The 1604-nt window shown below is 44.3% G+C and carries 2 protein-coding genes; both read right to left on the bottom strand.

Going from position 1 to position 1604, the window contains the following annotated elements; translation table 11 throughout:
- Positions 1-91 precede the first annotated feature (91 nt).
- Positions 92-1369, bottom strand: coding sequence for a phosphoribosylamine--glycine ligase (gene purD / locus IQ228_RS25860; protein WP_193964982.1), 1278 nt, complete (start codon positions 1367-1369; stop codon positions 92-94).
- Positions 1370-1507: a hypothetical protein gene (locus IQ228_RS25855; RefSeq protein ID WP_160289997.1), complete on the bottom strand. Its 138-nt coding sequence runs from the start codon at positions 1505-1507 to the stop codon at positions 1370-1372. It lies immediately after the preceding gene.
- Positions 1508-1604 lie beyond the last annotated feature (97 nt).

Below are 1604 nucleotides of genomic sequence, written 5' to 3'. Positions count from 1 at the left end.
GAGCAAGGGGGCAGGGGGCAGGGGGCAGGGTTTATTGAAGATTCCTCTGCGCCTCTGCGAGAGCAAAAAATCTAATTCAAGTACCCAAAAATCAGCCTAAAACCCGATAACCAATATCTCGGCGATAATACATTTCATCAAATTGAATGCTCCTTATACCTGCATAGGCTTGAGCTAAAGCTGCTTGAAAATCCTCACCCAAGCCAGTGACATTTAACACCCTACCGCCATCTGTCACAACTTCCTGGACGGCATTTAACCTTGTCCCCGCGTGAAAAACCGTCGCCCCGGCGGTTTGGGCTGCGGCAAAACCAGTAATTACCTTACCCTTAATATACTCTCCCGGATAACCACCAGAAGCAGCCACCACCGTCGCCGCAGCCCCTTGTTTCCAAGCAATCGGCGGCATATCTCCTAACCGCTGTTCTACACAAGCCAAGATTAAGTCTTCCAAAGGTGTTTCTAGCATTGGTAAAATCACTTGGGTTTCTGGATCACCAAAGCGACAGTTAAATTCTAAAACCCGAAAATCCCCATCTGGTGAAATCATTAACCCCGCATACAAAATGCCTCGGTAGTCAATGCCCCTACTTTGTAAGGCGTGAATAGTTCTTTCTAATACTTCTGTTTGTACCCGTGCCATTAACTCCGGTGTCGCAATTGGCGCAGGAGCATAAGCACCCATGCCTCCAGTATTGTCTCCTGTATCACCTTCACCAACACGCTTATGATCTTGAGCAGGTAATAATGGACGAATGGTTAAACCATCGGTGAAAGCTAAAATAGATACTTCTTGCCCGACTAAACATTCTTCAATGACGACGGAACTACCAGCAGATCCAAATTGTCCTTGAAAAATTGCCTCAATTGCTGCTTCAGCTTGGGCAATGGTTTCAGCAACTGTGACACCTTTACCAGCCGCTAAACCATCGGCTTTAATCACAATGGGCGCACCTGCGGATTGAATGTAAGCTTTTGCTGGGGCTGCTTCTGTAAATACCGCAGATTTAGCTGTGGGAACTCCGGCTTCTGTCATTAATGCTTTAGCCCAGGCTTTACTTGCTTCTATTTGCGCCCCTTCCTTATTTGGACCAAATACCATTAAGCCTTGATTTTGCAAATAATCAGTAATTCCCTGAGCTAAAGGTACTTCTGGTCCAATAATTACTAGAGGAATATCATTATTTACCGCATATTGGCTAATACCTGCAAAATCATCCACTGCTAAGGGCAAGTTTTTACAACCGGGCATAGTTGCAGTACCACCATTACCTGGTACACAGACAACTTGCTCGATTTGATCAGATTGCAGCAGTTTCCACGCTAGAGCGTGTTCCCGTCCCCCATTCCCGATAACTAAAACTTTCACTTATTTCCTCGCGCGTAATCCAGCAAAACGAGAATATATGATACCATCTTCAATTGTCCAAGCTGGTAATCTGGCTAGATTTAGGGTTTGTGTGCCAAAAGAGCGAACTGCTTGCAGCAGCACTTTGCGATCGCACAATCATAATCTAATAATATGCTATTAGTTTTATCCTAGATGCTATTTATCAGATATATTATTCATAATGGCTGTATGATAAGCTTAAATTATAGAAAAT

Source organism: Dolichospermum sp. LEGE 00246 (genome assembly GCF_015207865.1).
GTDB classification, from domain to species: Bacteria; Cyanobacteriota; Cyanobacteriia; order Cyanobacteriales; family Nostocaceae; genus Dolichospermum; species Dolichospermum heterosporum.
The sequence above is the reverse complement of the archived record's forward strand: the minus strand, read 5'-3'. Positions and strand labels throughout refer to the sequence as shown.